This window comes from Stenotrophomonas sp. SrG (assembly GCF_050031795.1).
GTDB lineage: Bacteria > Pseudomonadota > Gammaproteobacteria > Xanthomonadales > Xanthomonadaceae > Stenotrophomonas > Stenotrophomonas rhizophila_A.
Genome location: NZ_JBNBBE010001447.1, coordinates 1 through 234 on the forward strand (window position 1 = coordinate 1; position 234 = coordinate 234).

Here is a 234-nt window from a genome sequence, read left to right on the forward strand (position 1 = left end):
CACGGTGCCCGGGTGGTCCCGCAGCAGGCGCGCTGCCCTCGATTCCACATCCTGGCGGCCGTTCAACACCAGCAGCTGGCCCTGCCCTGCACTCGCCCACGCACGCAGCCGGTCGCGGTCGGTGCGTGCACCGGCGCCGCTGAGCGCATACAGGCGCTGGGTCGCACGCAATGCGGGGCGCTCGCGCGTGCCGTAGTTGGCCAGCCCGTCGCTGACCAGCAGGTACTCGTCGAT

Annotated in this window: 1 protein-coding gene; it reads right to left on the bottom strand. The window is 72.2% G+C overall.

All coding sequences use genetic code 11. The annotated features are described in order from the left end of the window. Positions 1–234 (bottom strand): hypothetical protein (locus ACQG3P_RS24195; protein WP_426806468.1); only part of this gene is annotated, 234 nt, incomplete at both ends.